Here is a 22,746-nt window from a genome sequence, read left to right on the forward strand (position 1 = left end):
TCAGGCCTCCCCGGCCGATTTGAGTTCGTTGATGCGATGTTGAAGGTGAGCCCAGGTGGTCGGGCTTCTGCGTTCGAGGTCCGCGAGGCCGGAGCCGATCCCGTCGAGCGGGAAGATGACGGTTCGACCGGCGCGCAGGGCCTCGAAGAGCGGGGCCATGTCCGCGTCGATGACGGCGCACTGGCGGGCCACGTCGGATTCGGTCCAGAAGACGCCGGGCGCCTTGAGGGTGGCGACGCCGACTGCATTCGGCTCATCACGCATCTCGGCTGCCTGACCGCCACGACCCCAGCGCTCCTCGTTGTCACCGAAGACGTAGAGGACGGCCGGGTTGGCCTGGAGGTCCGCGCGGTAGATGCGGTGTTGGAGGATCAGCATCTCAGCGGGCTCCTGCGGTGGGGGTGGTGCGGGCGCGGACCTTGCCGTCGAACCCACGCGATTTCGTCTTGTCGAACCCAGGGCTCGGGATCGGCTTGCGTGGGCGGCGCGTGCCGTTCAGGCGAGCCTCGATCCGCTTCACCTTGGCGATGGCCGGCGTATCCCGGTCCGAGGTCTTGGCCTTGGCGCAAGGCTTGCGGAACAGATGGCGGTTGGAGAGGTCGTTGGTCCCGCCGAGGGCCAGCGGCACCCGGTGTTCGTCAATGACGCCCTCGCCCATGGGCTGGAGCTTCAAGCCGCAGCCGCAATCGCACCTGCCCTCCTGGTCGATCATCAACTGACCGAACTCGGCGCGCGTCAGCGGCTTGCGCTTCTCGATGATGACGCGTTCGCGGGTCATGCAGCCTCCTGCTGGCGCTGGAGGGTGGCGGGCTCGACCTCGATCAGAGCCGCGACGATCTCAAGGATTGCGGTTTTCGAGGCCTGGAACTCGGCCTTGTCCATCGCGCGGCGCGACTGGCTCTTGGGCTTGAGGACGCGGACGACCGTGTCTGCGACGATGACCACGGCGTAGTCATCGGTCTGCTGCTGGAGCGAGGCGGCGAGACGGCGGGCCTCGGTCTTGAACATGCAGGCGTAGTCGGTCGTGTCGCAGTAACCGGCCTGGATCAGCGCCCACTTGCGCAGGTGTTCCGGGGTGGGGTGTTGAGCGGCGAGCGCCTCGGGCAGGCTGGCCCATGCTTCGCGCAGCCACGCGAACTCCTGCCTATGGCTTGGCTCGGAGCGGTCTTCGACGGGGGCTAGCCGATAGCTCTCCCCGATGCAGTAGGTGGCGTCGGCCTGGCGCTGGAAGCCCTTGCGGACCTGCATCGCTTCGCCGTCCCAGACGAAGGGCAGAGGGGCGCTCATTGCGGCACCGTGTCGAGCGCGCGCCGCTTGGCCTCGATCACCTTCTTGAGCTCCAGGGCATCGCCAGAGGCACGAGCCCAGAACTCTTGCAGGGGCGCGCGGTTGGCGCCCTCGAACCAGTCGAGCATCTGCATGTCGCCGATCTCGGACACGCGCTCGCAGAGACGGTCATAGACGACGCCAAGTCCGACGCTCTCCAGCGGGGCGTTCGGGAAGAGCTGGAACAGGATGCCGTTGGCGCCGCCGATGCGGGCAAGCCGCTGATCGCGCTCCTCGGTCGCCACTGCCTCCGATGGCAGGACCTCGACTAGCTTGGCCTGATCCAGCTCGGCGCCCTCGTAGAGCCCACTCAGGTCTTCGGGGAAGGCCTTGCGCAGCGCCTGGGCCTCGGCGCACTTCGCCAGCATGACACGCGGCATGCGGCCCCAGTTGCCGCCGGTGTCCAGCGTCTTTCGCCCGGTCGGCCGGCGTCGCCCATCGTCGCCCTCGCCCCATTCGTCACTGATCGGCGCGAACTCGTCCCAATAGGCGACGCCCGTGACGGGCTTGTCGTCGATGTAGACCTTCACCAGGGCCTTGGTCAGGCCGAGCGGGTTCGTCGGCCCTTTGGTTTCGGCGTCGTATTCGAGGACCGGCTCGTTCTCGTCAGGACGATAGCGCCCCGAGCGCGCTGCGATAACCCGAAGGCCGTCGATCGTGGTGATGATCGACATGCGCCGCTTGTCTGGCTTGTTCTTGTTGAAGACGAGCGGGCTGATCTGCTTGCGGAAGGGGTCGAGCCCCGCGGAGCGCGCCGCCGCCATGAACAAGTCGAACTCGGCGTCATTGCAGTCGGTGGCGATGGTGCGGCGGATCAGGCTGATTTGCGCGCCTGACAGGGCCGATGTCGGAAGGATGGCGACGTTGCTCATTACTTGACCCTCACGGTAAGCGACGGGGGCGCGTTGGACAGGGCAGCGCCGGTCACAGGGCGGCCCTCCTTCAGCGCTGCGGAAAGGGCTTTGCGGTCCAGCTTCGGCGCGGCGGCGATCCAGAACTCGGCGGGAATGTCCGCCTCGCTGTCGATCCGCAGGGACGCGGCGCGGTTCGCCATCGTCAGGGTTGCGGTCGGGCGTTCCAGCTTCTTGATCTCGGCCGTCGTCATGGCCTGCTCGATCAGGGCGCGACGCGTATCGACGCGCTTCTGAACACGCGAAGCTCGCGCATCGAGGTCAGCCATCACCTTGGCCGTGCCTTCGATCAGGGCGCCGTCGTGGGTGTTTTGCTCCAGCAGGGTGTCGATGCACTCGAACAGCGAGGTCTCGCCCTCGGTCATGTCGAGGATCATGTCCTCATCACCCTGGGCCAGTTGGGCGATGCTCTCGCGGAGGTTCTTGGCTGCGAGGGCTTGGCGCTCAATGTCGTTGAACTCAGCCATGAAGGTTCTCCGGGAGATCCATCGCGAACAGCACCCCCTCATCGCCGCAGTAGTCGCAGCAGGCGGTCAGGCGGTTCGCGCAGTAGGGGCAGGCCACAAGGTCGCCGTGGCGCGGGGCGCGGAATGTCCAGCCAGCCTCCGGAGGCGTGGATTGCGCCACGCCCCCGAAGTCCCTGGCTGCGGATGAAACTTGAAGGCTCACGACGCGCTCCAGAGCAGAGCGGCGACAAAGGCCACGAACAGGGTGCAGGCCGAGGCACTGGCGACGTTGCCGATCCACCAGCCAGCCGAACGGCGGGGGATGGCGGGGTCAAACGCCCAGCCACGACCGCGCGATTGGTCGGTGGCCTTGGCCTTGCGATAGGTCGGGCTCGCGGCGGTGAAGGCGTCAACAGTCATGCGGCTTTCCTAAGCTTGGCCTGATAGCGGTTCCGTGAGACTTTGGCGCACTTGCGGCAAACCTTTGCGCCTCGATTATTGATGAGTGTGTTTTCGCGCGAGAAGTTATGGCCTTGCTGGCAAGCTTCTTTCGGCTTGAAGCCAGTTACGCCGTCCCTAATGTTGATCAGGGAGTTTTCCGATGGGGTCACAAGGCGCAGGTGATCCGGGTTCAAGCAGCGCCGATTGCGGCACTTGTGGTCAATAACCAGGCCGTCCGGGATGGTGCCGTTTGCCATCTCCCACGAGACACGGTGCGCGAGGGTGCAGCGGTTATTGAGCTTGAACCGCCCATAGCCATTGGCGTCGATGGCTGCCGACCACTCCCAGCAGCCGACGCTCTTGGAGACCTTGATCCAAAAACGATCGATCATGCGGGAACCCCTTGTTGCTGGGCTTGGCGGGAGGCGCGGATCAGCTCGGCCAAGCGGATGGTGGAGGCCTCCGCAAACTCGTCGTCGTATCGGAGATCGAGGGCGACAGAGGCGATGACGGCGGCGCGGAACTCAGCCTCGGCGGGCGTGTAGGCCACGCCCCAAGGGTCGATCACGGAGCCGTTGCGGGCGGTAAAATCGGTGTGGGTCATGCCCCAGCCGCCTCGACCATGGAGGCGCGCAGTTCCGTGAACCGCGCCTCCAGCTTGGCGAACTCGGCCAGAAGGTCGTCGCGGTGATAGTCTGCGCCGCCTCGCTCGTGGGTCAGCCAGTAGACAAGATGTGCAGCGTTAGCCACGGCTTGTGCGTGCAGCTTGATGTGGACGTATCCAGCGACCGGGAACGCGCTCATGCCGCTTGCTCCCAGCACTCGCCGTTCATGGCGGACCACAGGGCGCGGTCGAAGGCGACTTCCTCAGGATTGGTCGGGACCGGGCCGAAAGGAACGGTCAGCGCGTGGTAAGCGGCGCGGGCGGAACCGTAGCGGGCCACTTCAACAGCGACGCGGGCTTCGGCTTGTGTCTGTGTGGTGCTGGCCATGTGGCGCTCCTCAGTTCGTGAGGAGAGAATATCGGACGCTCCGATATTGTCAATCGGTCATTCCGATATTTTTATCGGAGGCGCAGCAAGGCCTTGTCGTGTAACCCTGATCGGGCAACGCTCTGGGAGGGTATCGTGTTTTTTAGGATCGCGGTCGCTGCGGCGGCTCTACTGATTGCCGGGTCTGCAGCGGCCCAAGTCAATGTTCGGGGCTACACCCGCTCAGACGGCACCTATGTGGCGCCTCACACCCGCTCATCGCCAGGGACCTCGCCGTCTTCCTACGGCTCCACGCCTCGTGCACCTGCTCAAGTTTACGGAGCGGCACCGCAAAGCAGCTCAGCCAATAGCTGCACAGGCCTTTGCTATGGCCAGCCGAGCGCCACGACTAACGCGCCCCGCAACACAACGGTGTCTGGATACATCCGCCGGGACGGGACGTATGTGGCTCCATACACGCGCAGCCGTGGTAATTAGAACCAAGAATGCTCACCTCTATATTGATAGCGGCTGCAATCACGCTGGCTGAGCCAGGGAGTGATTACGAAGGTGTCGAACTTCCACCAAAGTACTCTGATGTCTTGGTGGGCGACTGGACATACATCGGTGAAGACGTAGATGGCGAGTCATTAGTCCTTGCGCAGCCATTCCGGTTGCGAGGGCGTGTATGGGTACGCTTCGAATACGCAAAATCTACGGCTGGCGTGCGGTCAAGCAGGTCTCTAGTTGAGCTGGACTGTTCTCAGTGGCGTTTTCGATGGCTGCAATCGGCCCATTTCGCAGGACAGAACCTCACATCTAGCTTGCGCTCTAATGCACAAACGTCAGAGTGGTCTTATGCGGCACCCAACACTATGGCTGAAGCATTTCTAAATTATGGCTGCGGTGACTAGTCATCACATCCTACGCGTCACCCAGCGCACCCGACCGATAACCCGAACACGATCCTCGGCCACGCGATATTCGCCGTGCAGTGGGTTGTCGGACTTCAGCCTTACCTCGCTAGGATCGGTTCCCGGCACGCGCTCCAACCGCTTGCACACCAGCGCGTCGCCATCCCAGACCGCAAAGACACCAGGCAGGCCTAGGCGTTGGTCGTTCAGATCGATTAGCACGTAGTCGCCACTCGATAGGGTCGGCTCCATGCTGTCGCCAACGACCTCCTGGACGGTTGCCTGCGAGGCGCGAACGCCTAGCCGGTCCTCAACCAAGAAACGCGGCAAGGCCCAATGGCGCCGCGTGCTTTCGCGATCCACGACAAAGCCACCGCCGGCCGATAACCGCACGTCGTATTCTGGGATGCTGACCGAGTCGGGCAAGTCGGCGTGGACACTGTCTTCCGGCAACTCGTCGGAGACTTCGCCCTCCTGCGGCTCAAAGAAGCTGCGAGGCCGGTTGAATATCTTGGCGAGCGCGTCGCGATGGACGTGCCAGCTCTGAAGGCCGCCGCGCTCAAGGTCCGATATGGTCGATTGCCCCACCTTGAGCCGCTCGCCTAGAGCGGCCTGGGTCATGCCGAGACGCTTGCGTTCGGCCTTCAGTTTCAGCCCGAGGTTCATCCCGACCTTATGACCGGAAGAATATCGCCGCGCGCCCGATAAATCGGGGCTTGCGATTATCGGTTCATCCGATATTATCGGGTCATGTCCGATAACGTCATCGACCACCTCACTTCGCCCGAGCGCTTCGGCACCCAAACCCGGCTGGCCGAGGCGGCGGGCGTCAAGCCGCATACGATCAGTGAAAAGCGGCACACCAACAACCTGACCCATAGTCAGATGCGGCGCATCCTCGCGGTTGCCCCCGCGATGGGCGTGAAGGTGGGGCCGGGCGACTTCTTCCCCGACTACCACCCGACCCGGCAGCGGAACTAGCCCAATGTCTGCCGGGGGCTCAGTCATCATTATCCATCACACCGCCAACGGGCGCGTGGAAGCCGCATGTATCGCACTTGTGGATGCGAATCCGCGAATCGACATCGGTCGTCGCCTGGAGAAGGCCCTTGGCCCCCTTGTTGTAACAGGCTGCACAAAGGTTGTGCAGTGGCTGTCCCGCGCGCTCGGCGTTCTTAAGCGCATAGACCAGAACACCCGGATAGCGCCGCTGCGGCTCGTAGCGTTGAGCCTCGTCGGACCAGTCTTTAAGACGGGCCAACTCCTTGCCGAGGTCGTCTTTTGCTTGCAGGAGCGCCGCTTTCTCCTCTCGTGCAACGAGGAGTTCGTCATACGCCTTGATCAGCTCTCGCAACAGGTCGGCCTTGACCTGAGCAAGCGCCGCCCGTCCCTCGATACCGTCAAGGCTTTCGATCAGATCCTTCGCCGTCTTGAGGGCGGAGAGCCCCGCACTGATTTCCGCAATCATCATTCAACCCCCGTTGTAAGCGGCGGGCAGAGTGGGGCCGGTCACGCCTCGGAGTCCAGTCGATGACTGGGTCTCAGTACCGAGCGTCGTCGCCTTCCGCTTCGTCAGCGGTCGCCAGCAGGACTTGTGCGAGGTCGCGGGCTTGCTGCGGTGACAGCTTGGCGAGCGATTCCACGGCGCCGCTCCAGACCCGCAGGATGACGGCGCCCTCGATGGTGCTGGCTGCAAATCTGACTTCGGCCATGGCGATCCCTCCGGTTGGTTCACGCTCTCACCGCCGGGCCAGTGAGTCCAGCCTTGGCGCGGTACGCCCTCGCGACCCGGCGCAGGCTTTCCGCCACCTTGGGCTCGGACTGATCGGCCAGGGCTTCGCACCGCGCCGCGCCAGCCGCCCATTCGGCTGCACTGATGCGGGAGGCGGGCAGGGGCTCACGGCTCGCCGTCCGCGACTGAAAGCAAACAAAGATCACATCGCCGCCCGTCGCGGCCTCTCGCTGTCTGTCCATGGCGCTGTTGTGCGCCGGGCAACGGCAAAGCTCACCGAAACAATCACCTTGGAACGTTACCAGAACAGGAAGACCACATGAGCGTGCCTGTCATCAAGGCGCTGACCAAGCGCATCCGTAAGCGCATCGGCTCGTCGGAGCTGGCGGCTATGGCCTGCGGCCTATCGAACAAGGGCGCGTGGAGCCTCTACGAGAGCGAGAACCACCCCGATACGACCCTGCCGCTCCACCGCTTTCTTGAGTGCGCCAATGACGCCGAGAAGCAGGCGCTCATTGATCTGATCCGGCTGGCGATGGAGGGGGATGACGTACCCGAGTGCGCCAACACCGAGGCGAGCGAGACGACCGAGGCCGCAGCCGATCTGCAACGCGCCGTTCGGGAAGCTCTGCGCGACGGCACCCTGACCCCGATGGAGCGCCGCACGATCACCGAGCAGGCCATGACGGTGAAGGCCAACGCGGACGACGTGATCCAGGCTGTGCACGGGGGGGCGAAATGACCCCGAAGCAAGCCGAGTGCTTAGCCGTCATCAAGCGCATGACCTTCAACGGCGTCCCTCCGTCATACGAGGAGATCATGCGCGAGATGGGGCTGACAAGTAAGGCTCCGGTTCACCGGATGATCCATGCGCTCAAGGATCGTGGCGTCATCGCGATGTCCCCGGATAAGGCGCGGACAATCACTGTGCGCGACGAACATGCAGAAGCGATCCCGTTCGACCTGATGGCTGAAGCTGTCGCGGACCTCATTGCGCGGGGAAGGCGTGTATATCCGGCTCAAATCCGCAAGGTGCTGGTGCAGACCTACGCTGGGGCCGCGCAATGATCGCCTGCGCCCTCGCCCGCCTCCACAGCGCAGTCCTATTCCTGTCGGGCAAGGACAGTCTCCTGCGTGGGCAGAATCCGACCGCCATCGTTCCGCCGATTGTTCATCCCGCCGCCGACAACGTCGTGACGTTCAAGGGGCGGGGCAAGTGAAGCGCCTCCCCGACATGTTCGGCTTCCGCAAAGCCCGCGCGGCCCTGCGTCTTCATGAGGCCAATCGCGCGTTCATCAAAGCTCGCGCTGACCGCCTTCGCGCCGAGATCCGCCGGGACACTCGCGCCATGCACGCAACGGGTACCGCGCTTCGCAAGGCCCGCACCGAACAGGTCGCGGCTGAGCTGGCCTACGCCGCCGTCACCTCCAAACCCCTTCACGCCTGAACCGAGAGAACCCATGACTGATACCGAATTCGACCCTGCCTCCGACGTTCTGACAGCAGCAGCACAGGGGCGCCTGCGCTCCATCATCGAACGGCTGGAGCGGCTGGAGGAGGACAAAGACGCCATCCTCATCGACATGAAGGAGGTCTTCGCCGAGGCCAAGGGCGATGGCTACGACGTCAAAGTCCTCCGCAAGGTGCTGCGCCTGCGCAAGCAGGACCGCGCCAAGCGTCAGGAAGAGGAGGCTATCCTCGACCTCTACCTCGTCGCCCTGGGTGAGGTCTGATCATGGCCGGCTCCGTCAACAAGGTCATCCTCGTCGGCAATCTGGGCCGCGACCCGGAAATCCGCACGCTGAACAGCGGCGACCGTGTCGCCAACCTGCGCATCGCCACCTCCGAAAGCTGGCGCGACAAGGCGTCGGGCGAGCGCAAGGAAAAGACCGAATGGCACGCGGTCGTCGTGTTCAACGAGCACATCGTCAAGACCTGCGAGAACTACCTCAAGAAGGGCTCGACCATCTACGTCGAGGGATCGCTCCAGACCCGCAAATACACAGACGCTCAGGGCGTCGAGAAATATTCGACTGAGATCGTCCTGCAGAAGTTCAACGGCGTCCTGACCATGCTTGGCGGCAAGCCGCAGGGTGAGGGCGAGCGCAGCCAGGTCGATGATTATTCGTCCGGCTTCTCCTCGGGTGGCGCCAACAAGCCGTCAGGTCCGCGCGAAAGCTACGACCTGAACGACTCAATTCCATTTTGAGGGCGCGGGCCGTCATGTCGAAGCAATGCAGCCAGTGCTCCCAGACCAAGACTCTGGACGAGTTCTACAAGCAGCCTGAATCCCGAGGTAGCGGCCATATCTCCAAGTGCAGGGTTTGCACGACGGCCAACGTCAGGGCGCATCGCCGCTTAAATGATAGCGTCCGGGAATACGACCGCCGCCGTGGATCGCGCCAGACCATTGAGAAGGCCCGCGAGTGGCGCGAGGCTCACCCGGACGCTTACCGGGCGCATAACGCCGTCAACAACGCGGTGCGCGACGGGCGTCTAACCAAAGAGCCATGCCTGTTCTGCGGCGAGGCCAAGGTTCACGGCCATCACCAGGACTACAGCAAGCCTCTCGACGTGATCTGGCTTTGCCCGCGCTGCCATCACCGCCTTCACGCGAACTTCCCCGAAACTGCCGCCCATGAGCCCGAACATCGGAGGGCCGCATGATCGTCAACGTCCTGACCTGCACCCTTCGCCGGGATGATCAGTATCTGATCACCTACAAGGTCGGCGGCGCTGTCCAGTCGGCCCTGTCCGCTACGCCGATCAAGGCCGGGACCGACGTTCGCATCCGGGACGGCCGGGTGGTCGCATGATCACCGTCATCCTTCCCTACCCGCCCTCTGCCAACCGCCTTTGGCGCAACGGCAAGGGCGCCACCTACAAGAGCGCCGAATACGTCGCGTGGCTGGCCGAGGCCCAGGCGGCAATCCCCATGCAGGCCAGAGGTCAGATCAGAGGCCCTCACTCGGTCTTGATCGAGGTGGACCGGCCCAGCCGCGCCCTCCGCGACATCGACAACCGCGCCAAGCCGATCATGGATTCCCTCAAGGACCAGAAGTACCTCAAGGGCGTGATCCGCGACGACAGCGATACCGTTCAGATCACCATCCGCTGGACCGGCGCCGAGCCTGTGAAGCCCGCCCGCGTCCGCGTGACCGTCACCCCGGAGAAAATGTAATGGCCGACGCCGGTCTATACGCCACCGCGCGAAAGGGTCCGGTCACGCTGACCGAGATCCAGAAAATCCGTCAGCGGTTCCCGCGCGCCGGGGTGCAGTTCATCGCCACCCAACTCGGCCGCAGCATGGAAGACGTGCGCCTCCTGATCGGTGAAGGCCAATGAGGATCGCCGGTCGTGTCGTCACCGACTACGTAGCGCAGCATTACGGGCTGACGTTCACGCAGATCATCAGCGAGAACCGCCGTTGGCAGATCGCCCGCCCCAGGCAAGTGGCGATGTACGTCATGCGCGAGGTCTGCCCGCACCTGAGCTACCCCGCCATCGGCCGGCTGCTCGGCGGACGGGACCACACCACCATCCTGCACGGCGTCCAGCGCATAGAGGCGCTGATGGTCACGGATGGCGATCTGCTGGATAGCGTGCTGTCGATCATGCGCCACTTCCGTAGCTGCGGCGCGGCGCCCGACATGATGCTTGAGGTCCGCATCGACGCGGCGAGCAAGTATCTGAACGCTCTCATCGCAGAGCGTAACGCCGCCTTTGAACGCGCGCTGGCGGCCTGAGATGAGCATCGCTGTCCTCATCCGCCGCATGGCTGAAGCAGGCGCCACGCCTGAAGCCATCGCCATTGCTGTCGAGGCCATTGAGGCTGTCGAGTGCAGGGTCGAGGCGGGCCGGACGGCTGCGCGTGAGCGGAAGCGCCGCCAACGCGCCCAAGAGCGTGACGGTCACGGGACAGTCACGGGACAAGGCGTGGACAGTCACGCCAACCCTCTCCCCTCCCTTCTTCCCCCAGACCCCCAACAACCCACCCCCACACCCGGAGATATATCTACCCCCGCGCGTAAGGGGCCGGATTTGACCGCAGGGTTTGCGGTGTTCTGGTCGGCCTATCCCCGCAAGAAATCCAAGGAAGCTGCGGTCAAGGCCTTCGCCAAGGCCATGCGGCGGATCACCGAGGACGACCCGTTGGCCGTGATCATCGCCGGGATCGAACGCGCCCTGCCCGGCTGGGACGACCCCCAGTTCATCCCCTACCCCGCCTCCTGGCTCAACGACGCCGGGTGGGAAGACGAAGCCCCTCAACCCCGACAAATCACGCCGCAGAGGCCCCGAAATGAACGCCCTGACCGTTACGCCGAACAGCAAGACAATCTCGACGCCGCTTGGGCCGGATCTGAGCGGGCCTCTGAAATCCTGGCTGGTCGCAGAGCGTTCGGATAGCGTCGCCATCGAGACGATCCGGCGGTCGCCAGTCCTGCATGACGAGGCCCGCCAAGCCCTTCCGGCGCTGAGGGACGCGGCCCTGACCCCGGCGACCGAGGCTCAAATCCGCCAGACCATCGGCACGCGCTTCGCCCTGTTCCCGCAGCCCAAGCGCGACGACGGGCAATGGGCGGCGTGGTGGGCCGATTACTACGACGCCCTGCGCGGCCTGACGCCCTACGCGGTTGAGGCGGGCATGGCGGCATGGGTGCGGTCGCCTGACGCCGAGTTCATGGCCAAGCCCGGCAAGCTGCGCGAGCTGGCGATGACAGTGCCGAATGAGAACGTCTGGGCCAGGGCGCACATGCGCGCCACGACGGCGACGCGGACGTTCCCGGAGGAGGTCCAGCCCGAGCCCAAGTCTGCGGATCGCCCGACCCAAGAACAGATGAAGGCGCTGATGGCAGACTTCCACCAGAAGATGGCCGGCAAGGAAATCCGGGACATCCGACCCAAGCGGCGCCCCAGCCCCCAGGCGCGTGTGGACGAAACCGGCATCAGCGCCGAGGCCCGCGCATTGATGGCGAGGCAGGGATGATGAAGACCACCAATTTCGACTTCATCGCTGCTGCCGCGCCCCTCAACCGAACGGCGTCAATAGTTCGCGACGGCACCGGCGACACATACGATGGGCGCGTTCCTTCCTGGCACGCGCACTGGAAGGCCCCGCCTTTGCCAGAGGGCGTATTCAACCGTCAGTCCGGCGGACAAGACCTATCCGGCCACGAGTTTGGTCAGGGAATGCGGGTCATCCGCTATCACCGACGACACAAGAAAACCGGGGCTCAATGGCTCGTCCGGTGTGCATGTGGAGATTACGAACTTCGCTCTACGAAAGCCATACGCGCGGCGAAAGACACGCATGTCTGCCAATCCTGCGACTGGTTCCAGCACGTGAAGTGGGTTGCTGAGAACGAGAGACGGGGCCGCACGGTCGCGGCGGCTGACGCCGCCATTTTGGACAGCCTTGCGGAGGCCGCCAGATGACCCGCGAGGACCTGATCGACGCCCGCGCCCTGATCATCGCCGGCCACCTGAAGACCTACCGGGATCAGGTGGAGGCCGAGCCGATCATGTCGGAGGCCAAGGCCGCAACACACGCCTATCGCCATGCTCGCAAGCTGGCCACGGCGATCACAGACGACGATGCGCGGATTGCCCGCGTAGCCAAGGGGGCAGCAGCGTGACGGACTGGCGAACAGAGCCCGCGACCGGCCTTGAGGCTGCGATTGCTGAGTTCAAGGCGGCGCTTCCGGGTTGGTGGTTTTCGGTCTGCGAGTGTCAGGTGTCGTGCGACGCCTCATGCGCCCCGACGACAGATAGCCCTGATATCGACCTGATCCAGAGGGCGGGCGATCCGTTCGACTGCGGGTTCCACGCTGATCTACTCCAGCCGTCCAGCATGGCCGAAGCCCTGCGGGACGTGATGGCCCAAGCACTGAAAGCCAAGGGGGCAGCACATGGCCAAGCGTAAACCGCACAACCCCGCCGAGGACATGCGCCTGAGGCTTGAGCAGGCCGCCGCGCGGGCCGAACGGGACCGACTGAAGGGGCAGGGCATTGACGCCCTGGTGGTGGCCGAGTGGGACGAGAACAAGGTCAAGCACTGGGTGGCCAAGGGAAATCGCAAGGACGTCTTCCGCGTCCTGCTGGATCGCCGGGCCATCGACCAGAACGCCTTCGACGCCATCCGCCGCTATGAGGAGGCGCTGGACACATCCATGGGTCATAACAGCCCCGAGCGGCGCCCTGACTATATCCGCGCCAGCTCGGACGGAGCGCCCGGACAGAACATTAGCCAAGCCATGATCCTCGCCTCACACCGCGCCCGCTGGGTCAGGGATCGCCTTTCGGCCACGGACATGAGGTTGCTGGACACCCTTCGCATGAATGCTCCGGCCCATTGGCGCCAGATCGTCCAGATGGTGACGGGCGAGGTCAACGACGATGCTCACGCCCCCCGCGTCAGGGCGATGGCCGAGAACGTCCGCGACGCTATGGCCTCATTCGACAGATTGTCGAAGAAGGCAGCTTGACCGCCCGGGCGAACCATGGGACAAAACGCCAAGGTCGCGAAGCGCGTCCGAGGAAAGGCTCTGCTTCGGCGGGGCCTTTCTGATTCCGGCCACGGTTCCTCGCGGAGCCAGTCGGCTGTCCAAGTCCCTCGCTTACCTGAGGGCCGCCCGACTTGATCACCGGGCGCAGTAGCGGCGACAGACATAGGGTCGGGGGTTCCTGGCCGGTCTGTCGCCAGCCCCCTTCGCCCTAGCGGCAACACCATCGCCACGACGCACCGGACACACATCACCGCCCTCTAGCGCATAGCCGGACAGCGTGTGGCGACACCCCACAACCCCGCGCCGTTCCTTCCCTGGTCTGGCCAGAGTGCGCAGCAGGGCAAACACGACGGACCTTACAGCGAAAAGCAACCGGGGCGCGGGTGGTGAGAGCCACGTGATAGCCGGGAAGGCCGTAACACTCGACTACCTCAGGAGGGCCTGACCCATGCGGATCACCGTCCTTCGTCGCGGCGGCCTGTCGGTCTATGGCGGCAGCTTCGACACACGTAAGAGCGCAGCCATCGCGGATGTCGCCATGACCCAAGCGGTTGAGGTGGTTTTCCCCGATGAGATCCAGGCCGTCACCGTATCGAGCGACGGCGCCTCAGCAACCACCCCTACAGTCTCAGGCAAGAAGGCCAGCTTCACCCTATCGGGCAGCGGCGCCGTCAGCCTGATCGCCACCATGGGCGACGAACGACCGGCCGTTCGGATCGAAACGCCGAGACAAGGCGGCAATGACTATGGGACGGCCTAGCGACTTCACCCCCGAGATCGCCAACGAGATTTGCGAGCGACTGTCCAAGGGCGAAAGCCTGCGGTCGATCACCGGAGCCCAGCGCGACGACTTCATGCCCTCTGAGACCACGGTGCGCCGGTGGCTAGCTGGGGATGAGGATTGGAACGAACAGTTTCGGCGGCAATACGCACACGCGAGAGAGGCCCAGGCCGATCACTACGCGGAAGAGATCATCGACATCGCGGACGGCGTGGATCAGTGGCGACCGACTGATGCGGATATGGCTTCGGCCGTTGTCCGTGACCCGCAGCGGGACCGCCTCCGCATCGACGCTCGTAAGTGGGTCGCGTCGAAGCTGGCGCCGAAGAAGTATGGCGAGAAGGTCGCTCTGACAGGCGGCAGCGAGGATGATGCCCCGCTTCAGGTCATCATCAACAAGCCCGCGTGAAGATCGAGCTTCCGCACCTATGGACCCCCCGGTCCTATCAAGAGCCGCTGTGGCGCTATATGCACGGGGGCGGGAAGCGGGCGGTTGCCATCTGGCCTCGCCGCCACGGCAAGGATGATCTGGCGCTTCACTACACCGCCTGCGCAGCCCATGAGCGCGTCGGGGTCTATTGGCATCTCCTGCCGCAACAGAACCAAGCCCGGAAGGCGATCTGGGACGCGGTGAACCCGCACACCGGTCGCCGGCGCATTGATGACGCCTTTCCCCATGAGCTGAGGGAGACGACCCGAGAGCAGGACATGCTTATCCGGTTCAAGACCGGAAGCACTTGGCAGGTGATCGGGTCAGACAACTACGACGCCCTTGTGGGGACGCCGCCCATTGGGGTTGTGTTCTCGGAGTGGGCGCTGAGCAACCCGCAGGCATGGTCGCTGATCCGCCCGATCCTTCTGGAAAACGGCGGGTGGGCCATGTTCATCACCACGCCACGCGGACGCAACCACGCGCACCGCATGTTCCAGATGGCCGAACAGTCGGATGACTGGTTCGCGGAGCGCCTGACCTCGGACACGACGGGCGTGTTCACGCCGGAAGCCTTGGCGACTGAGAAAGCGGAACTGATCTCGGAGCGCGGCGAAGGGGATGGCGAGGCCATCTTCGAGCAGGAATACATGACCTCATGGTCAGCGGCCCTGCCGGGGGCCTACTACGCCAAGCTGGTCGATAAGGCTGAGACCGAGGGACGGATCGGGTTTGTCCCCTACAATCCCCAGAAGCAGGTTCACACGGCCTGGGACTTGGGCCGCAACGACGCCACTGTGATCTGGTTCGCGCAGGACAACGGCGCCGGCTGGGATCTGGTGGACTACTACGCCAACACCAGCGTCGGCATCGATCACTACGTCAAGGTCGTTCAGGACAAGGGCTACATCTACGGGGAGCACCTTCTCCCCCACGACGCCGAGAACGAGCAGCTCGTCAGCACGACGGGCTCCATCGAAGACACGGTCAAGAGCCTGGGCCTGACCAACGTCCGTGTCGTGCCCCGCACCAAGTCGGTGGCGAACGACATCAACGAGGTCCGCCAAATCATCCCGGTCTGCCGGTTTGACAAGGACAAGTGCGAAAAGGGCCTGGACGCGCTGCGGTCGTATCGCCGCGTCTGGGACGAGAAGCTGAAGGCCTATCGCGACACGCCGCTGCATGACTGGGCGAGCGATCCTGCCGACGCTTTCCGCACCCTCGCAATCGGCAAGCCGCGCGACAAGGGCGCTGTTCACGCCCCCATCCGCCGCAACATTCGAGGTATCTCATGAGCGCTAACGGATCGCGGCCCTGATGACCGACCGCATGGATGATTCGCAGCTTCAGAGCATCGTCGCGGCCGAGATCGCTGACGCCGTGTCGTTCATTGATGACGACATTGGCCCGCAGCGCGTCAGGGCGGTGGATTACTACTTCGGGCGTCCGTTCGGGGACGAAGAGCCCGGCCGGTCGCAGATTGTCTCGCGTGACGTGCACGACATGATTTCGGCGGCCATGCCGAGCCTGATGCGCATCTTCTTCGGCCCGGAGAATGTGGTCGAGTTCGAGCCCTACGGCCCCGAAGATGTGGACGAGGCTGAACAGAAGACCGACTACGTCAACTACATCGTCACCACGGACAACGACGGCTTCGAAATCTTCTACGCGGTGCTGAAGAATGCGCTGCGGGAGAAGGTGGGGATTACCAAGACCTGGTGGGACAACTCCGAGGAGGTCTGCACCCGCAGCTATACGGGGCTGGATGAAGACGGCCTGACGCTGCTGTTGGAAGATCTGAACAAGGCCCGCAAGGCCGAGTTGGTCGAGTCCTCGGAGGATGAGGCCGGGTTGTCGGTCCGGATCAAGCTGACCCGTCCGGTGGACAAGGTCTGCATCGAAGCGATCCCGCCCGAAGAGTTCCTGATCTCCCGCGACGCCCGGTCGCTGGACGAAGCGGCCTTTAAGGCGCACCGCACCACCAAGACTGTCTCTGACCTGATCGCTCTCGGCTATGATCGGGAAGACATCGAAGCCGGGGCGTCGGATGATCTGGACTGGAACGAAGAGCGCCAGGCCCGCAACCCGGCCCTGAATGGCTTGGACGACGCCATTGACCCGACGATGCGTCAGGTTCTCTACGTCGAAGCCTATGTGCGGGCTGACTACGACGGCGACGGCATCGCGGAGCTGATGAAGGTCTGCACTGTCGGGCCGGGCTACAAGGTCATCCACAAGGAGCCGGCGGACGATCACCCGTTCGCGGACTTCCACGTCGATCCCGAGCCGCACACCTTCTTCGGGGAGTCGCTGGCCGATAAGACCATGGACGTGCAGGAGAGCAAGTCTCGCCTGTTGCGCGCCGGGTTCGACGGACTGGCGCAGAGCCTGTTCCCGCGCACCGTGGTTGGTCGCAACGGCAACATGGAGGACGCGCTCAACACCGAGGTGGGGGCGGTCCTGCGGGCTGATGGGGATGCCTCGTCGGCCTATTTCTTCCAGGCGGCGCCGAACACGGCTCAGCATGCCTTCCCCTTCCTGACCTACATGGACGAGCTGCGGGAGAACCGCACCGGCATGTCGAAGGTCTCGATGGGATTGGACGCGGAGGCGCTTCAGAACACCACGGCCACGGCGGCCGAGGGCAACTTCACCCGCTCGCAGGAGCGTATCGAACTGATGGCGCGCATCCTGGCGTCGGGCATGCGCAAGCTGTTCCGCCGGGTCGCGGTGCTGGTCACGGAGAACCAGCGCGCCGAACGCATGGTGAAGCTGCGTAACAAGTGGGTTCCGATGGACCCGCGCGCGTGGCGCTCCGACATGAACGTGATCTGCAACGTCGGTCTGGGGGGCGGGTCGCCGGAACAGAAGATCAGCGTCCTTTCGATGATCGCCGGCAAGCAGGAAGCCATCATGCTCCAGACCGGGCCGGACAATCCACTGGTCACGGTGAAGCAGTATCATACGACCCTGTCGAAGCTGGTCCAGGAGGCGGGCTTCAAGAACCCCGACGCCTTCTTCACCGATCCTGAATCGGACGAGGTTAAGCAGCGCATGGCGGCGAAGGCGCAAGAGCCGCCCCCGCCCGATCCGAAGGTGGTTGAGGCCGAACAGCGCCTGCAACTGGAGGCGCAGAAGGCCGAAGCCCAGATGCAGTTTCAGGTGCAGAAGGCGGCCGCCGATCTGCAAATCGCCCGCGAGAAAATGGCCATGGACATCGAGGCCCAGCGCGAGAAGCAGCGGCTCGAAGCCGAGTTCCGCCGTGAGCAGGCCGTCGCCGAGCTTCAACTGAAGCGGGACGAGATGGCCATGGAGTTCGAGTTGAAGCGCCAGGCCAACGAACTGAACGCGCAAGCCAAGGTCGCGGCAGCGTCCACCACGGTCAACGGACCGGAGCAGGGGGGTGAGCCCGGATGATCCGCGCCTTCCTGCGTCGCCTGATCCTGCGTTGGCTCCCCGTCTCGGTCCTGGCTGAACTGCCCGAAGACCGGGTGCAACAGGCCCTCATGCGGGGCCGCCGGTCCGCCACGCTGCTTGCCGACGAGACCCTGTCCGAAGCCTTTGCCGAGATCGAAGCCAAGCTGTCAGCCGAGTGGCGGGACAGCGCCTCGCTCTCTCAAGATAAGCGCGAAGTCCTGTTCCATCAGGTGGCCGCGCTCCAGTCCATCCGAGCCCAGCTTAAGCGCTGGTCGGAGGACGCTGTCTATCTCGCCGACCGGATCGAAAAAGCCGGTCGGTAACAGCGGTCACGGCGCAGCCAACCGCGCAACCCCGAGAAAACATGACTGACACCAGCACCTCGCAAGAGACTGGCATCACGGAGGCGCAAGCCGCCGAACGTCTGCTGTCCCACTACCAGTCGGAAGACCACGGACCACAGGACGAGACGGGGGCCGATGAGCCCCAGCCCGAGGAAGAGGACGCCGAGGCCACAGAGGCTGAAGCCGACGACCCCGAAGGCGAACCTGACGCAGACCCCGAAGAGACCCCGGAGGGCGAACAGGACACCAGCCAAACCTTCAAAGTGAAAGTTGACGGCGAGGAACTGGACGTGCCGCTGGATGAGCTTCTGAAGGGCTACTCCCGCGAACAGGTATTCACCCGCCGGATGCAGGCGCTGGCAGAGGACAAGAAGTCCACTGATGCCGAGCGCCAAACCCTGGCGGAAACGCGCACCCAATATTCGAGCCGTCTGGAGGCTCTGAACGAGGTTCTGAAAGCCAGCGAGCCGAGGGTTGATCAAAGCCTTCGGCAGTCCAACCCCGCCGAATGGTCAGCTCAGATGCTTCAGCATCGTGAATGGGCCGAACAGGCGCGGGTGGTCGAGGCGGAACAGTCGCGATTGAGCGAGGAAACCGCCCACGAAGAGGCCAATGCCCGTGCGGACTACGTCAAACAGGAGGGCGAACTGCTTTTGGCAGCACTCCCCGAATGGAAAGACGCCGCCGTCGCCAAGGCTGAACAAACCGCGCTGGTGGAATATGGCCGGTCCATCGGACTAAGCCAGGACGAGATCGACAACATCGCGGATCACCGCGTCGTCGTTGCTCTCCGCAAAGCCATGCTGTTCGACCAACTGAAGGCCAAGGCTCCCGACACGCGGGCCAAGGTCGATCAGGTCAAGACGGCACGGCCGGGACCGAAGACACCACCCTCCAGGGCCACCGAGACAAAAGCCGCGCGTGATCGTCTCGCGGCGGAAGGCAGCACTGACGCAGCCGCCCGCCTGATCCTCATGAAACAATCACGGAGGGCCTGATGGCCGCCCCTACGAACACCTTTACCCGCTATGATGCGGTCGGTGTCCGCGAAGACCTCTCGGACATCATCTACGATATCAGCCCGGTCGAAGTGCCGCTGCTGACCAACATCGGCAAGAAGAAGGCCAAGCAGACCTTCTTCGAGTGGCAGACCGACGCCCTCGCCGCCGCCGTCACCACCAATGCGGTGATCGAAGGCGACGACACGGCGGCTATCGCCGTTTCGCCCACCACGCGCGTCGGCAACTACACCCAGATCTCCAAGAAGGCCTTCACCATCTCGGGCACTCTGGAGGCCACCGACCGTGCCGGTCGCGCCGAGGAAGCCGCTTACCAGAAGGCCAAGCGCCTGAAGGAGCTGAAGCGGGACATGGAGGCCACCCTGACTTCCTCGCAGGTCGCGGTGGCCGGCGACAACAGCACGGCCCGCAAGACCGCCGCGCTGGACCCTTGGCTGAAGACCAACCGCAACAACGGCAACGGCGGCACTGGTGACTATGCCTACACCGCCACGCCGATCACGGCCCGCACCGCCGCCACCACGGCGAACATTCGCACCTTCAGCGAGACGATCCTGAAGGACATCATCAAGCAGCAATGGTCGTCCGGTGGGCAGACCAAGATGCTGATGGTGGGGCCGTTCAACAAGTCGGTCGTGTCCGGCTTCGCGGGCATTGCGGCTCAGCGCCACAACGTCAGCGGCGCCCAGCAAGGCACCATCATTGGCGCGGCTGATGTCTATGTTTCGGACTTCGGCAACGTCAGCGTGGTTCCCAACCGGTTCATGCCGGAAGACCGGGCCTACCTGATCGACCCGGAATACCTGTCGCTGGCCACCCTGCGTCCGGTGTTCTCCGAGAAGCTGGCCAAGACCGGCGACTCCGAGAAGTTCCACCTGCTGACCGAATACGGCCTGCAAGTGGACAACGAGAAGGCCCACGCCGTCGCGCGTGACCTTGCCGCCGCCTAACCGGGCCGCAGCCTGAAACTGGAAGGGGTCGGTCTTCGGATCGGCCCCTTTTTCATGGGGGGGGCGCATGGCCCGACGATTGCTCGACTACGACCCCCTGCTGGGGATCACCGAGTTCATTCACTACGACGCCCAGACCGGCGCCACCTTCATCGAAACGGTGGAAGACGAAACGGCTCTGGTCGAGGCCAACAAGGCCGAATTCAACAGCCACGTCACCAAAGGCTGGGGAAACGGCGAAGAGCTGGACCCCAAGAACCGCGTGCTGCGCCTGAGCGCCACGAAGGTCGCGGACCTGACGCGTCGGGGCGTCCTTCAAGACCCGGTCAAGCTGATGGCGTGGGCCGATACCGATGAGGCGATCCCGTATCGGACGCGCCCCGGAAAGCTCAAGGGAACGGGGAGAATGGTATGACCGTCAAGGTTATGGTCGGCATTCCGGCTCGTGACACGGTGATGACCGGCTTCGCGCATTCGCTTGCCGTGATGATGGGCGCTTCGGCCTGTGTTCCCGATTTGGAACTGCGGCTGGTCACGCAGTCCGGCACCCTGATCTGCGACCAACGCTCCAAGCTGGCGCAATCCTGCCTGGACGAGGGCTGCGACTGGCTGATGATGCTGGACAGCGACATGCGCTTTCCGGCGGACACGCTGCTGCGCCTGCTTAAGCACAATGAGCCCATCGTCACCGCCAACTATTCCACCCGGCGATCGCCGTCCGAACCGGTGGCCTTCCGGTCGCTGAAGACCTGCGAGAAGCTCTACACCGAAGCCGAAAGCGAGGGGCTGGAAGAGTGCGCCGCCAACGGCATGGGCGTGTCGCTGATCCACCGCTCGGTGTTCGAGGCGATGGAAAAGCCGTGGTTCTACATCCCCTACATCCCAGCCTCTGACGGGCATTGGGGCGAAGATGTCTGGTTCTGCAATCAGGCGCGCAAGGCCGGGTTCGCCACGCTGGTTGATCACGACCTGTCCCGGTCGGTGAAGCACATCGGCCTGCGGGAATACGACTACATCGACGCCCTCGCCGTGAAGGACGAGGTGGTCGCGAAGTGGAGGTCCGAGCATGTCGCTTGAGACCTATTCCGACCTTTGCGAAGCCATTGCGGGCTGGCTGAACCGCTCGGACCTGACGGCGCGCGTCCCCGACTTCATCCGTCTGGCTGAAGCCCAGATGAACCGGCAACTGGACTGCCGGCAGATGGTCCAGACCATGCAGATTTCGATTTCCGGCGAGGACTACTGGCTTCCTAACGACTTCGCCGGAGTGAAGTCCCTGCGGTTGGACGGAACGCCCTCGACCGCCCCGGAATACGTGCTGCCGGAAGCCTTGGATGACGCGTTCGCCGCGCCGGGCCGTCCGTGCCGCTACACGATCACCGACCGGATCGTCTTCGACCCCGTTCCCGATGGGGTCCATGCGGGCCGCCTTCGATACCGCAAGCGCCTGTGCCCGCTGTCCGCGACGAACCGGTGCAACTGGCTCCTTAAGCAGCACCCCGACGCCTACCTCTACGGCGCCCTCGTTCAGGCCGCGCCGTATCTCGAAGACGACGACCGCGTGGGCGTGTGGGGCGGCTTCTTCAACGCCGCCATCGACCAGATCAACGCAGACGACAAGCGACAGGCCTTCCCAGGAACGGTCAATGCGCGTGGGAGGCCCCTGTGACCGTCACGATCACCTATACCGGCGCCACCCCGACGATTGATGCCGATGAGGACACCTGGGGCGCTGAACTGAACACGGACGCTCTGGCTCCGATCAAGGCCGATCTGGACGCTTTGGCGGTTCAGGGCAACGCGACCGAGACTGTGGCCGGGGCGGCCCTCCCCAAGGCGGGCGGGACGATGACCGGCGAGATCAAGCTGGGCGACACCGGCCCGACCTCCACGGACTCGGCAGGCTTTCGCGCCGCTCCGGTGATCGACTTTGACGCCGACAAGACGCTGATCCTGACCGATGCAGGCAAAACGCTACGCCTGACCGGCGCGACGGCGCGGACCCTGATCATCCCCCCAGTGGGCTCGGTCGGCTTCCCGGTCGGGACCGTGATCGTCCTGCGCAACTCAGGCTCAGCCGCTCTGACTGTGGCGCGCGGATCGGGCGTTGTCCTGACCCTGGCGGGCTCTGCGACCAACAAGAACTGCGCTGTCGCAACTCGCGGTCAGGCCACACTGCTCCATGAGGCAACCAATAACTGGGTGTTGTCGGGGGTTGGCGTCTCTTGAGCGGGGCGCTGTGCGTGATGCTGGGCGCTGGGGAGATGGTCGCAACCGCGAGCCCTAACAGCGTTTATGGTTCGGGCTTCGCGGGTCCCATTTCGACCGAAGCGACGACGGTTACGGTCGGCGGCGGCGTCGGCCCATTCACTTATGCGTGGGCGCGGACTTCCGGCGCAGGCGGCGCGGCCAATGTGCCGAATGGCTCGACAACGCAGTTCACTGCCAGCATGGGTTCTGGCCAAACGCTCGCGTCGGTATTTGCCTGCGTCGTTACAGACACCGCCACCGGAAAGTCGGTCCAGGTCAGCGTTGACGCCGCATGGGACGCTTTCTGA

General features: G+C 64.2%; 44 protein-coding genes. 30 read left to right on the top strand and 14 right to left on the bottom strand.

What is annotated here, in order from left to right; translation table 11 throughout:
• Genes IFE19_RS01280 through IFE19_RS01330 form a run of 11 tightly spaced genes read right to left on the bottom strand, consistent with a single transcriptional unit; the run spans position 1 to position 4,116 of the window.
• Positions 1-378: a DUF7831 domain-containing protein gene (locus tag IFE19_RS01280; RefSeq protein WP_207825018.1), complete on the bottom strand. Its 378-nt coding sequence runs from the start codon at positions 376-378 to the stop codon at positions 1-3.
• Position 379: 1 nt separating this feature from the next.
• Positions 380-778, bottom strand: a complete 399-nt coding sequence (locus IFE19_RS01285; protein WP_207825020.1) for a hypothetical protein — start codon at positions 776-778, stop codon at positions 380-382.
• Positions 775-1,287, bottom strand: coding sequence for a hypothetical protein (locus IFE19_RS01290; protein WP_207825021.1), 513 nt, complete (start codon positions 1,285-1,287; stop codon positions 775-777). The genes IFE19_RS01285 and IFE19_RS01290 overlap by 4 nt, the downstream gene beginning before the upstream one ends.
• A complete protein-coding gene (bet, locus tag IFE19_RS01295) occupies positions 1,284-2,198 on the bottom strand; it encodes a phage recombination protein Bet (RefSeq protein WP_207825023.1) in 915 nt (304 codons plus the stop codon). Before bet ends, IFE19_RS01290 begins: the two co-directional genes overlap by 4 nt.
• Positions 2,198-2,704: a siphovirus Gp157 family protein gene (locus IFE19_RS01300; RefSeq protein WP_207825025.1), complete on the bottom strand. Its 507-nt coding sequence runs from the start codon at positions 2,702-2,704 to the stop codon at positions 2,198-2,200. The genes bet and IFE19_RS01300 overlap by 1 nt, the downstream gene beginning before the upstream one ends.
• Positions 2,697-2,906 carry a hypothetical protein gene (locus tag IFE19_RS01305; RefSeq protein ID WP_207825027.1) on the bottom strand — a complete coding sequence of 70 codons (210 nt, stop codon included), beginning with the start codon at positions 2,904-2,906 and terminating at the stop codon, positions 2,697-2,699. The genes IFE19_RS01300 and IFE19_RS01305 overlap by 8 nt, the downstream gene beginning before the upstream one ends.
• On the bottom strand, positions 2,903-3,103 hold the full coding sequence (locus IFE19_RS01310) for a hypothetical protein (RefSeq protein WP_207825029.1): 201 nt from the start codon (positions 3,101-3,103) through the stop codon (positions 2,903-2,905). The genes IFE19_RS01305 and IFE19_RS01310 overlap by 4 nt, the downstream gene beginning before the upstream one ends.
• A complete protein-coding gene (locus IFE19_RS01315; protein ID WP_207825030.1) occupies positions 3,100-3,516 on the bottom strand; it encodes an HNH endonuclease signature motif containing protein in 417 nt (138 codons plus the stop codon). Before IFE19_RS01315 ends, IFE19_RS01310 begins: the two co-directional genes overlap by 4 nt.
• On the bottom strand, positions 3,513-3,728 hold the full coding sequence (locus IFE19_RS01320; RefSeq protein WP_207825031.1) for a hypothetical protein: 216 nt from the start codon (positions 3,726-3,728) through the stop codon (positions 3,513-3,515). The genes IFE19_RS01315 and IFE19_RS01320 overlap by 4 nt, the downstream gene beginning before the upstream one ends.
• Positions 3,725-3,928 (bottom strand): hypothetical protein, encoded by a 204-nt coding sequence (locus IFE19_RS01325; protein ID WP_207825032.1) that lies wholly within the window; start codon positions 3,926-3,928, stop codon positions 3,725-3,727. Before IFE19_RS01325 ends, IFE19_RS01320 begins: the two co-directional genes overlap by 4 nt.
• Positions 3,925-4,116 carry a hypothetical protein gene (locus IFE19_RS01330; RefSeq protein ID WP_184273451.1) on the bottom strand — a complete coding sequence of 64 codons (192 nt, stop codon included), beginning with the start codon at positions 4,114-4,116 and terminating at the stop codon, positions 3,925-3,927. Before IFE19_RS01330 ends, IFE19_RS01325 begins: the two co-directional genes overlap by 4 nt.
• A gap of 485 nt (positions 4,117-4,601) precedes the next feature.
• On the opposite strand from IFE19_RS01330, the gene IFE19_RS18055 reads away from it, so the two are divergent.
• Positions 4,602-5,009: a surface-adhesin E family protein gene (locus IFE19_RS18055; protein WP_404822147.1), complete on the top strand. Its 408-nt coding sequence runs from the start codon at positions 4,602-4,604 to the stop codon at positions 5,007-5,009.
• A gap of 3 nt (positions 5,010-5,012) precedes the next feature.
• On the opposite strand, the gene IFE19_RS01335 is transcribed toward IFE19_RS18055, so the two are convergent.
• Positions 5,013-5,675, bottom strand: a complete 663-nt coding sequence (locus IFE19_RS01335; protein WP_207825033.1) for a S24 family peptidase — start codon at positions 5,673-5,675, stop codon at positions 5,013-5,015.
• A gap of 84 nt (positions 5,676-5,759) precedes the next feature.
• Between IFE19_RS01335 and IFE19_RS01340 the strand changes: the two genes are divergently transcribed.
• Positions 5,760-5,990, top strand: a complete 231-nt coding sequence (locus tag IFE19_RS01340; RefSeq protein ID WP_207825034.1) for a hypothetical protein — start codon at positions 5,760-5,762, stop codon at positions 5,988-5,990.
• Positions 5,991-6,009: 19 nt separating this feature from the next.
• On the opposite strand, the gene IFE19_RS01345 is transcribed toward IFE19_RS01340, so the two are convergent.
• Positions 6,010-6,480, bottom strand: coding sequence for a hypothetical protein (locus IFE19_RS01345; RefSeq protein ID WP_207825035.1), 471 nt, complete (start codon positions 6,478-6,480; stop codon positions 6,010-6,012).
• Positions 6,481-6,550: 70 nt separating this feature from the next.
• Positions 6,551-6,721: a hypothetical protein gene (locus tag IFE19_RS01350; RefSeq protein WP_207825037.1), complete on the bottom strand. Its 171-nt coding sequence runs from the start codon at positions 6,719-6,721 to the stop codon at positions 6,551-6,553.
• 339 nt (positions 6,722-7,060) lie between these two features.
• Here IFE19_RS01350 and IFE19_RS01355 point away from each other — a divergent pair, with 339 nt between their 5' ends.
• The 28 genes from IFE19_RS01355 to IFE19_RS01490 all read left to right on the top strand — a co-directional run bounded on the left by IFE19_RS01355 (position 7,061) and on the right by IFE19_RS01490 (position 22,746).
• Positions 7,061-7,483 carry a hypothetical protein gene (locus IFE19_RS01355; RefSeq protein ID WP_207825039.1) on the top strand — a complete coding sequence of 141 codons (423 nt, stop codon included), beginning with the start codon at positions 7,061-7,063 and terminating at the stop codon, positions 7,481-7,483.
• Entirely contained in the window at positions 7,480-7,809 is a 330-nt protein-coding gene (locus IFE19_RS01360) for a LexA family protein (protein ID WP_207825041.1), read from the top strand. Before IFE19_RS01355 ends, IFE19_RS01360 begins: the two co-directional genes overlap by 4 nt.
• A complete protein-coding gene (locus tag IFE19_RS01365; protein WP_207825043.1) occupies positions 7,806-7,961 on the top strand; it encodes a hypothetical protein in 156 nt (51 codons plus the stop codon). The genes IFE19_RS01360 and IFE19_RS01365 overlap by 4 nt, the downstream gene beginning before the upstream one ends.
• On the top strand, positions 7,958-8,188 hold the full coding sequence (locus IFE19_RS01370) for a hypothetical protein (RefSeq protein ID WP_207825045.1): 231 nt from the start codon (positions 7,958-7,960) through the stop codon (positions 8,186-8,188). The genes IFE19_RS01365 and IFE19_RS01370 overlap by 4 nt, the downstream gene beginning before the upstream one ends.
• Before the next feature lie 13 nt (positions 8,189-8,201).
• The gene (locus IFE19_RS01375) at positions 8,202-8,474 is read left to right on the top strand and encodes a DUF2312 domain-containing protein (protein ID WP_207825047.1); all 273 of its coding nucleotides are present in this window, start codon (positions 8,202-8,204) and stop codon (positions 8,472-8,474) included.
• A 2-nt stretch (positions 8,475-8,476) separates the two neighbouring features.
• On the top strand, positions 8,477-8,950 hold the full coding sequence (gene ssb / locus IFE19_RS01380; protein WP_207825049.1) for a single-stranded DNA-binding protein: 474 nt from the start codon (positions 8,477-8,479) through the stop codon (positions 8,948-8,950).
• 14 nt (positions 8,951-8,964) lie between these two features.
• Positions 8,965-9,408 (top strand): hypothetical protein, encoded by a 444-nt coding sequence (locus IFE19_RS01385; RefSeq protein ID WP_207825051.1) that lies wholly within the window; start codon positions 8,965-8,967, stop codon positions 9,406-9,408.
• Complete coding sequence (locus IFE19_RS01390; RefSeq protein ID WP_207825053.1) at positions 9,405-9,557, top strand: hypothetical protein; 153 nt, start codon at positions 9,405-9,407, stop codon at positions 9,555-9,557. Before IFE19_RS01385 ends, IFE19_RS01390 begins: the two co-directional genes overlap by 4 nt.
• Positions 9,554-9,922: a RusA family crossover junction endodeoxyribonuclease gene (locus IFE19_RS01395; protein WP_207825055.1), complete on the top strand. Its 369-nt coding sequence runs from the start codon at positions 9,554-9,556 to the stop codon at positions 9,920-9,922. Before IFE19_RS01390 ends, IFE19_RS01395 begins: the two co-directional genes overlap by 4 nt.
• Positions 9,922-10,086: a hypothetical protein gene (locus tag IFE19_RS01400; RefSeq protein WP_207825057.1), complete on the top strand. Its 165-nt coding sequence runs from the start codon at positions 9,922-9,924 to the stop codon at positions 10,084-10,086. The genes IFE19_RS01395 and IFE19_RS01400 overlap by 1 nt, the downstream gene beginning before the upstream one ends.
• Positions 10,083-10,487, top strand: coding sequence for a helix-turn-helix domain-containing protein (locus IFE19_RS01405; protein ID WP_207825059.1), 405 nt, complete (start codon positions 10,083-10,085; stop codon positions 10,485-10,487). Before IFE19_RS01400 ends, IFE19_RS01405 begins: the two co-directional genes overlap by 4 nt.
• 295 nt (positions 10,488-10,782) lie before the next feature.
• Positions 10,783-11,148, top strand: coding sequence for a hypothetical protein (locus tag IFE19_RS01410; protein WP_207825061.1), 366 nt, complete (start codon positions 10,783-10,785; stop codon positions 11,146-11,148).
• A complete protein-coding gene (locus tag IFE19_RS01415; RefSeq protein ID WP_207825062.1) occupies positions 11,042-11,728 on the top strand; it encodes a hypothetical protein in 687 nt (228 codons plus the stop codon). Before IFE19_RS01410 ends, IFE19_RS01415 begins: the two co-directional genes overlap by 107 nt.
• On the top strand, positions 11,725-12,177 hold the full coding sequence (locus IFE19_RS01420; RefSeq protein WP_207825064.1) for a hypothetical protein: 453 nt from the start codon (positions 11,725-11,727) through the stop codon (positions 12,175-12,177). Before IFE19_RS01415 ends, IFE19_RS01420 begins: the two co-directional genes overlap by 4 nt.
• Positions 12,174-12,377, top strand: a complete 204-nt coding sequence (locus IFE19_RS01425) for a hypothetical protein (protein WP_207825065.1) — start codon at positions 12,174-12,176, stop codon at positions 12,375-12,377. Before IFE19_RS01420 ends, IFE19_RS01425 begins: the two co-directional genes overlap by 4 nt.
• A 273-nt stretch (positions 12,378-12,650) precedes the next feature.
• Positions 12,651-13,226 (top strand): hypothetical protein, encoded by a 576-nt coding sequence (locus IFE19_RS01430; RefSeq protein WP_207825066.1) that lies wholly within the window; start codon positions 12,651-12,653, stop codon positions 13,224-13,226.
• Between the two features lie 469 nt (positions 13,227-13,695).
• On the top strand, positions 13,696-14,007 hold the full coding sequence (locus IFE19_RS01435; protein WP_207825067.1) for a hypothetical protein: 312 nt from the start codon (positions 13,696-13,698) through the stop codon (positions 14,005-14,007).
• The gene (locus IFE19_RS01440) at positions 13,994-14,437 is read left to right on the top strand and encodes a terminase small subunit-like protein (RefSeq protein WP_207825068.1); all 444 of its coding nucleotides are present in this window, start codon (positions 13,994-13,996) and stop codon (positions 14,435-14,437) included. Before IFE19_RS01435 ends, IFE19_RS01440 begins: the two co-directional genes overlap by 14 nt.
• Positions 14,434-15,753, top strand: a complete 1,320-nt coding sequence (locus tag IFE19_RS01445) for a hypothetical protein (protein WP_207825069.1) — start codon at positions 14,434-14,436, stop codon at positions 15,751-15,753. Before IFE19_RS01440 ends, IFE19_RS01445 begins: the two co-directional genes overlap by 4 nt.
• 22 nt (positions 15,754-15,775) lie before the next feature.
• A complete protein-coding gene (locus IFE19_RS01450; RefSeq protein ID WP_207825070.1) occupies positions 15,776-17,875 on the top strand; it encodes a portal protein in 2,100 nt (699 codons plus the stop codon).
• Positions 17,872-18,198: a hypothetical protein gene (locus tag IFE19_RS01455; protein ID WP_207825071.1), complete on the top strand. Its 327-nt coding sequence runs from the start codon at positions 17,872-17,874 to the stop codon at positions 18,196-18,198. The genes IFE19_RS01450 and IFE19_RS01455 overlap by 4 nt, the downstream gene beginning before the upstream one ends.
• A gap of 41 nt (positions 18,199-18,239) precedes the next feature.
• Positions 18,240-19,217, top strand: a complete 978-nt coding sequence (locus tag IFE19_RS01460) for a hypothetical protein (protein WP_207825073.1) — start codon at positions 18,240-18,242, stop codon at positions 19,215-19,217.
• A complete protein-coding gene (locus tag IFE19_RS01465; protein WP_207825074.1) occupies positions 19,217-20,188 on the top strand; it encodes a DUF5309 domain-containing protein in 972 nt (323 codons plus the stop codon). The genes IFE19_RS01460 and IFE19_RS01465 overlap by 1 nt, the downstream gene beginning before the upstream one ends.
• Positions 20,189-20,267: 79 nt before the next feature.
• A complete protein-coding gene (locus tag IFE19_RS01470) occupies positions 20,268-20,603 on the top strand; it encodes a hypothetical protein (RefSeq protein ID WP_207825075.1) in 336 nt (111 codons plus the stop codon).
• On the top strand, positions 20,600-21,265 hold the full coding sequence (locus IFE19_RS01475; protein WP_207825076.1) for a glycosyltransferase family 2 protein: 666 nt from the start codon (positions 20,600-20,602) through the stop codon (positions 21,263-21,265). The genes IFE19_RS01470 and IFE19_RS01475 overlap by 4 nt, the downstream gene beginning before the upstream one ends.
• Positions 21,255-21,857 carry a phage adaptor protein gene (locus tag IFE19_RS01480; protein ID WP_207825077.1) on the top strand — a complete coding sequence of 201 codons (603 nt, stop codon included), beginning with the start codon at positions 21,255-21,257 and terminating at the stop codon, positions 21,855-21,857. The genes IFE19_RS01475 and IFE19_RS01480 overlap by 11 nt, the downstream gene beginning before the upstream one ends.
• Entirely contained in the window at positions 21,854-22,417 is a 564-nt protein-coding gene (locus IFE19_RS01485; protein ID WP_207825078.1) for a hypothetical protein, read from the top strand. Before IFE19_RS01480 ends, IFE19_RS01485 begins: the two co-directional genes overlap by 4 nt.
• A 14-nt stretch (positions 22,418-22,431) precedes the next feature.
• Complete coding sequence (locus IFE19_RS01490; RefSeq protein WP_207825079.1) at positions 22,432-22,746, top strand: hypothetical protein; 315 nt, start codon at positions 22,432-22,434, stop codon at positions 22,744-22,746.

The organism is Brevundimonas pondensis (assembly GCF_017487345.1).
In the GTDB taxonomy this organism is placed as follows: domain Bacteria; phylum Pseudomonadota; class Alphaproteobacteria; order Caulobacterales; family Caulobacteraceae; genus Brevundimonas; species Brevundimonas pondensis.